A 7,025-nucleotide genomic window follows, 5' to 3' on the forward strand; every position below is an offset into this window, starting at 1 on the left:
GCGAGAAGTCGTAAGTCATTTTGTTACCGGTATGAGCGAATACAGTAGGTGAGTCGCGTAAGATTCGCCTTGTTTCACTTCGCTACAGTATTGATTCGGAAGCAGCACGCCGAGCGTCTTGCGGCGTGCTGCTCCCTTTTAACGACTGACCGATGACACTCCTCGCACCGGCGACGTGGGAACACCTGCATTATCCGCATTGCTATCTGCTGCCTTGTGGATAACTGGCGATATTATGTGGAAAACTTTGACCATTTGTGGATAACGTGCGGAAAATCACCTTGATAACTCGTGGACGATATGCGGAAGCACGCCTGTTATTTGCTATGACCCAGTGTGATGTGGATAGCTGTTCACATGTTGTCCACTCCCAAAATAGCCCACTGGAATGAGGAGAATCGCTTGTTGTCCACATCTTCCACATGACTACGACCATGACGGTTTTCCTACATTGCTTTATGATACTCATGGTGTGGAATATCTATAGTGCTGTGGATGATCCTATGGAACCATCACATCTATCATTGTGCGCACCGTTTCCGCCGCTTGTGCAACGCATAGAGCGTGAAGGGATTGTGGTACATAACCACATCCTCAAAATTGATCATTTTCTCAACCATCGGATTGAAACAGATCTGATGGCCGCTATCGGCACAGAACTAACTGCTCGCCTGGAACCGTTTTCTATCGACCTCATCGTGACTGCTGAAGCGAGTGGGATTCCGCCGGCACTAGCCACGGCCTTGGTAGCACGTCTTCCCCTTGTATACGCCAAGAAATATGATCCTGATGTGCCAACACCGGCACTCCACCGGCGGATTCCTTCGCCAACCCGTGGTCGTGAGGTGCAACTGGCAATCACGGCCCGCTTCATTCCTGCCGGTAGTCGCGTGGCAATTATCGATGATTTTCTGGCGAATGGACGTACTGCTCTGGCGTTATCCGAGATGGTGCGCGAGGCTGGAGCCGATGTCGTTGCCGCAGCATTTGTCGTGGAAAAGCAATTTCAACCGGGACGTAGACTGCTCCAGGAACAGAGAATTCCGGTTATTGCTCTGGCGCAGATTGCACGGTTTGTTGATGGTCGCCCTGAAATCACCGGTTGGCCACTACCTGTCTGATCCTGCCGCAGGTGATGTACCATAGGTAATGGTAGCGTAGCACCCTGAGTCTGCCAACCGGTAAACCAATTGGCCATCAGGTGCTACCGAAGTAACGGAGAGCGAGGCGTAAACGCTCTTCTAATGTTGGCGGGGCATCGGCCGGTAGTGCAGCAATAGCTGCTGCCGCTTCTGTTGCACTGTAGCCCAGACTCATCAATATATCGCTCAATTCACGATCAACCGTTTGCAGATTCGCACTCCCGGTATTGGCGACCTGGTGGACATCTATCTTGCCACGCAACTCAAGCACGATCCGTTCGGCTGTTTTTTTGCCAATTCCTGGTACCCGTGCCAGTCGAGCTACATCGCCACTGGCGATACTGTTTCGCACTTCGTCAGGTGTTCCGCTCGATAGAAGATTCAGTGCGATCTTGGGGCCGATCCCGCTCACCCCAATCAACTGCTCGAAGAGATTTCGTTGAGTGGGATCGCTGAAGCCGTAGAGAGTCAGTGCATCTTCTCGTACAATCAACAGGGTATGTAGCACAACTTCCCTGCCAACCTCGCCGATGGTGTTTAAAGTTGGACGAGGCGCATAAATGAGAAATCCTATGCCACCTGTTTCGATGATAAGATGATCGATGCCAATGCTCTGGATGATGCCTCGGATTGATGCAATCATAGAACGAAGCCCTTACCTGTTATCCACTTATAAGGGGAGTATACCGATGAGAGTCTATTCTCCACTACGTTCGTTTGGGCTGGTATGTGGCCAGTTTACGTGCCTCGGTGCAATTGTGTTGAGTGGGCCTTTGATCCCGCCATCGCTGCCCTTGCTGGGTCTTTTACTGGTTGGTGTTGGCTTAGGGGTGTGGGCACTCCTCACGATGCGCTTGCATCGTCTTTCTGTCTTACCTGATCCGTTACCGCACGTCGAGTTGGTCAATACTGGCCCCTACCGCCTGATACGTCATCCGATGTATACCAGTCTGCTGATCGCATCCCTTGCCTGGATGCTGGCTGCGCCAACATGGTGGCGCTGGGGATTGTGGTTTTGCTTACTGGTCGTACTGGTTGTCAAACTACGTTACGAAGAACAATTACTGCAACGTCGGCTTCCTGGATATGACGCTTATCGAAAACATACATGGCGATTGGTTCCGTTCGTCTGGTAAGGACGATTTGTTCGTCATATTACCATGGCCATAAAAGAGCGGCCAACATGGTACTGCTGATCAAGATAAGCACCGGTACGATAGTTCGTCGCAAGAGCGGCGATCCGCCAACGATGACGATCCCGCCCTTGACTAACGTGTTGGTCAGGGTTGCCATCCCGATTGCTCGCGCAGCAGTGACTTCGCTAATCCCATCGCCTGTGTTTGCCAGTTCACTAAGTGAAAGGGTGATAGCATCTACGTCGAGCAATCCGCCGAAGATACTTGAAAGGTAGAGGCCGGCATCTCCGAACAGACTGCGAGCGAGATTTGCGCCGATCAAAATAGCGGTGTAGAACAAGCTGAAACTGATAGCTGCGCCTAGCTCCAGTGGGTTACTCAAGACGAGAGAGGTGACTTCGTTGTGCTGCGCTTGCTTGGCCTGCCAGATACTCCCAAGGAGGCAACTCCCACCACCCGCGATGATGATCGGCCACAGTCTGCTAAGAACGTGTGGTGCTATAACGCCTGCAAGAACGAGCACTCGCACGAACATAACATTCCAGGCCAGGAGAATTGCCAACGCATACGCCCCACTTAATTGAGGGTCACTCCGACTACGCTGCGTGTTACTCAACGTGACCGCAGTTGAAGAGACGATCCCGCCGATCAAGCCGGTTAACGCGATACCGCGTGTTGTGCCGATGATCTGGTGCAAGACATACCCACTGAAGTTAAACGCCGAAATGAGTACTACTAAAAACCATATCTTTTGCGGATTGATGACATCGAACGGTGGTGGGCCAATTGCGGTATTGGGTAGAACCGGCAGAATGATCAGGCTGATCGCGGCCAGGGTTAATGCTGCCTGCATATCTTGCGCACTGAGTTGATGGGCAAATGTATGCAGTCGAGCCTTCATTGCCAGTAAGCCCGCCGTAGCTACACCGACTGCTGCGGCCAATGTGCCGTATCCCCAGGCTACCATTCCTCCGCAAAGCAAGGTCGTAATGAGTGCCATCTCACTGGTTAGTCCCCAGCCCCTCTTGCTTGCTTCCCAACACGTAAGCAGCGATCAGTAATCCTCCGATAACTACTATCAATGCAGCAAAAATCTCCGGCGCTTGCAATGTGGTCGCGACCAGCCCACCGGCACAACCAATCACGCCAACAATGGCGTAGGTGCGCACCCCGGCAAACAATTCGCCAACTCCGCTATGAGCATGCTCGCGTTGCAGGCCGATGAGCGCACCGATGAGTAGGGCCAGGCCAAATTGGTAAAAAAGTTCAGTGTGTGGATTGCCGTCAAACACGATGCTGCCCCTACCTGTTCCTCACTATTCAGTAGTTTCTCTATCATACCAGTACGGCGTAAAAATGGCACCCCCCTCTACGGTACCGAAACTCCGACAACGGGCCGCCCCCCAGCGATGACCGTAAAGCGCGATATACGCGCAGAGCAAAGCGTCCGCTTCATCTTCGATAGCTTTGAGTGCCGATGGGCCAAATCGCTCAAGCTCAAGGTCTGTCCAGAGGTTCTGTACTCCTAACAATGGTGGGTCTGACCACTGGAGCGTCGTGAGCAGCTCAAGATACCGTCGAAGTTCTTGCCGTCGTTCGGTCAGTGAACGGCCAGGACGTGCTTTGTATTTCAGGATGCGGTGGAGACGGAAGAGGACGACAGTTGCCGGATGGGGAAAGACCTCAACAATCAGTCGTCCACCTGCATCCGCCTCTATCATCGGTACATAACGAAACCCATCGTTGGCCAAGGCCGTAACAATGGTTTCGCCCCGTATTCCGCCATACCGCCGTAACAACCGACGGTTTGCCGGATGCGGCCCTGCATCGTATCGCTGAAACGCCGCCGCCAGCTCAGCTTCTGCGCGCCGCCGCCCGGTTTCATTTGGCACGAGTAATGGTGCGTCAATCGCTAGGATTGCCGGTTTGTCGCCGCAGATGTGCCGGATCGTCTGCACAATTTCATCGGTTGTTTGTAGTCGGCGTGGATGATAACAGAGCTGTGCTCCCTGAGAACTCCCACAACACGCTGCTAAACCGCTGAGATTGCGTTCTGACCACGCAAGGTCTAAACCGAGATATACCGTCTGTTGATGCATAGATACATTCATCACCGGTTGCGTGAATATAACGCTGATCGCGACCTGTGTGCTGTACAGTGTACCTAAACAAGTGCGACAGGGAGGTCTGTATGAGTCTGCTCAAGCCACCGCCAACAGCAATGGTTATTGTGTGTCGGATCGGTAGCCGATTCGTTGCTTTACCATTGCATACCGTAGTGCACACTGCTCGCCTCGGTGAACTGACACCTCCCGGCGATGCACCAGCGGTCGTTTGTGGGATTGTCTCACTCCAGGGGACAACAGTACCAGTCATTGATGGGCGCTCGCTGCTCGGTGAACCACCTGCCTATGATCTTGACAGTCATATTCTGCTGGTGACAACCGATGATGATCAGTCGCCAGAAATCGGCTTACTGGTCGATGAGGTGATCAGCCTGCATCGCGTCGATGCTGATGGGTTGGCGCCACTCACTCACATTGATGGCTTCTCGTGTGGAGTGGTGAACGATCTGCCTCAACCTGCGCTTCTGCTCGACGTTGATGAGCTGTTTGCGATAGCGCATGGCAGTACCCGTGACTGATGCGGAGTTCGGCAAGCCAGGCGACGCCGTCGTCTATCTTGCCGAACAGTGTTACCTTGTGGGAAGGGCCTTGCGAGCGATACCGCTAAACGTATTGGCGCTTTTCTACCCGGAAGTTGCCAGTAGACGAACAAGTGGAATTTCCAACCTGTCTGCTGACGTGCGTAACGGTGCGCCCTCTACTCTTTTCTCTTCCCTATTTCTTACCTTACACTCCTCACCTCGGTTGGCTGCGGCAAATCTTCGCTTATGAAATGAACCGCACTCTTAGCCGCTTCCAGGATCGTCATCAATCCACTCCCTGGATGCACCGCTCCACCTATCCAGTAGAGATTGCGTGCTCCATTATGACGGATATGCGGGCGGAACGGCCCAAGCTGACTCCAACTATGAATCAGGTTAAAAACAGCGCCAAGATAGGTGTGGTGCTCGTCACGCCAGGTTTCTGCGGTATACTGTCTCTCTACTACGATATGGCGTTCAACATCTTCAAAGCCGAGTTTTGCCATCTGACGAAGGATCAGATCGCGGTATCGCTGTTCAACTGCTGCCCAATTCACCGGGTAGCGTAAATTGGGTACCGGTACCAATACGAAGAGTGTACTATGACCGGGAGGGGCATTCGATGGATCAACAATGGTTGGATTGCAGACATAGAACGACGGATCGTCTTCATCGAGCACTGCGCTCTTTGCCCACAGCGGATCGTTGCGACGAATGTTGGCTGACAAATACAGTTGATGGTGAGGGAGATCATCCCATCGTCGATTGACGCCCAGATAGAGCATAAAAGTCGAACACGAAAACTCCATCTTGTTCAGTTTTTGGTCGGTGTACGTTCCACGGGCATGTGGCGGAATAATGTGGGTCAGCGCATGCCCGAAATCAGCATTAACCACCACTGCATCGGCACTGACACGCTTACCGTCGCTTAGCTCAACGCCGCAGGCTCGTCCCTGCTCGACAATAACTTGTTTAACAGGGCAGTTATAGTGGATCATCACTCCTACATCGGTAGCCGCTTTCGCTAGTCCGGCAGCCAGAGCGCGAAATCCACCTAGGGGGTGCCAAATACCTTCGGCAAATTCGAGGAAAGTTACCAGACTAAAGATACTTGAGCAGGCCGTTGGATGCATCCCCAAGTATTTGGCCTGGTACGACAGTGCATAAACAACTCGTTCATCACGGAAGAAGCGCTTGAAGTGATCATAAAGACTTTCCCATGGCCGGAATGCTAGGGCGGCTGCGATTTCACGTGGTTTCAGGTACCCCAGCGGGCTACGTACTGGTGTGCCGAGGTACGGTTCATAACCGACCACATTTTTACGGATATGTTCGATGTACCAGCGTTCAAATTCAGCAGGTAGATTCGGATCGAAGCGTGCTAATTGGGCTTTAAATGCAGAAATGTTCGACGTCAAATCAAGATACTCACCGTCCCAAAACCGGATACGAGTGTTCGGATCGAGACGCACCAGCGTAACATAATCGCTAAAACGCAGGCCAACACTCTGAAAGAGATCGTCGTATACCCGTGGTACTTGCAAGATAGTTGGGCCTGTGTCAAAATGATAGTCGCCGAGTGAGAAGCCTCGCATCCGCCCACCCGGTCGATCAACTGCCTCAAAGATTTCAACCTGATAGCCGCGCCCGGCCAGCCGGATGGCTGTTGCCAACCCTCCAGGGCCTGCACCGACAATAATAATACGCTGTGACACGTCCTGCTCCTCTGTCCTGTACGGATCTCTAATGATACTCCTTTTTGAGTATACATCACTTTTCCGCCACGGTCACGGTACCTGCGAGTTCAGGAGCACCGTAGGTTGTGGATGCGTGCACGCTGCTGTCCATGTGATTCAAATTGTGGATAAATGGTGGAATCTGTGGATAACTCGATGTGTGATCTGTGGTGCCTTGTATGTTAATACTAGTCTAATACTCTGTTAATCGAGAGCTAATCTATCCAAGCTATCATCAACAGTGCTTGGTAAATTGATTTGCGGTGGTCAATGCTAGACAAAATGCTCCGAATCCACCCACCGCTCCTCTCCCCTCTCTCCGGCCACCTGTAAAGTGGTGGCCGTTGTTGATTCATGTGAGGGT

8 protein-coding genes are annotated in these 7,025 nt (G+C 52.4%); 3 read left to right on the forward strand and 5 right to left on the reverse strand.

Going from position 1 to position 7,025, the window contains the following annotated elements:
• The first annotated feature begins 503 nt into the window (after window positions 1–503).
• Window positions 504–1,121: a phosphoribosyltransferase family protein gene (locus JE47_RS0118930; protein WP_031461253.1), complete on the forward strand. Its 618-nt coding sequence runs from the start codon at window positions 504–506 to the stop codon at window positions 1,119–1,121.
• Between the two features lie 76 nt (window positions 1,122–1,197).
• Here the strand turns inward: JE47_RS0118930 and ruvA are convergent, their stop codons facing one another.
• Entirely contained in the window at window positions 1,198–1,785 is a 588-nt protein-coding gene (ruvA, locus tag JE47_RS0118935) for a Holliday junction branch migration protein RuvA (protein ID WP_031461254.1), read from the reverse strand.
• Between the two features lie 46 nt (window positions 1,786–1,831).
• Here ruvA and JE47_RS0118940 point away from each other — a divergent pair, with 46 nt between their 5' ends.
• Window positions 1,832–2,278 carry a methyltransferase family protein gene (locus JE47_RS0118940; protein ID WP_031461255.1) on the forward strand — a complete coding sequence of 149 codons (447 nt, stop codon included), beginning with the start codon at window positions 1,832–1,834 and terminating at the stop codon, window positions 2,276–2,278.
• A 19-nt stretch (window positions 2,279–2,297) separates the two neighbouring features.
• On the opposite strand, the gene JE47_RS20750 is transcribed toward JE47_RS0118940, so the two are convergent.
• The 3 genes from JE47_RS20750 to JE47_RS0118950 are packed head-to-tail and all read right to left on the reverse strand — an operon-like array spanning window position 2,298 to window position 4,377.
• Window positions 2,298–3,278, reverse strand: coding sequence for an MgtC/SapB family protein (locus tag JE47_RS20750; protein WP_236631309.1), 981 nt, complete (start codon window positions 3,276–3,278; stop codon window positions 2,298–2,300).
• A 1-nt stretch (window position 3,279) separates the two neighbouring features.
• Window positions 3,280–3,570 carry an MgtC/SapB family protein gene (locus JE47_RS22345; RefSeq protein WP_236631310.1) on the reverse strand — a complete coding sequence of 97 codons (291 nt, stop codon included), beginning with the start codon at window positions 3,568–3,570 and terminating at the stop codon, window positions 3,280–3,282.
• 24 nt (window positions 3,571–3,594) lie between these two features.
• Entirely contained in the window at window positions 3,595–4,377 is a 783-nt protein-coding gene (locus JE47_RS0118950; RefSeq protein WP_236631311.1) for a DUF429 domain-containing protein, read from the reverse strand.
• A 92-nt stretch (window positions 4,378–4,469) separates the two neighbouring features.
• On the opposite strand from JE47_RS0118950, the gene JE47_RS0118955 reads away from it, so the two are divergent.
• Window positions 4,470–4,922, forward strand: coding sequence for a chemotaxis protein CheW (locus JE47_RS0118955; RefSeq protein WP_031461257.1), 453 nt, complete (start codon window positions 4,470–4,472; stop codon window positions 4,920–4,922).
• A 203-nt stretch (window positions 4,923–5,125) separates the two neighbouring features.
• Here JE47_RS0118955 and JE47_RS0118960 read toward each other — a convergent pair whose 3' ends face one another.
• On the reverse strand, window positions 5,126–6,640 hold the full coding sequence (locus JE47_RS0118960) for a phytoene desaturase family protein (protein WP_031461258.1): 1,515 nt from the start codon (window positions 6,638–6,640) through the stop codon (window positions 5,126–5,128).
• Window positions 6,641–7,025 lie beyond the last annotated feature (385 nt).

It is taken from the genome of Chloroflexus sp. MS-G (assembly GCF_000735195.1).
In the GTDB taxonomy this organism is placed as follows: Bacteria; Chloroflexota; Chloroflexia; order Chloroflexales; family Chloroflexaceae; genus Chloroflexus.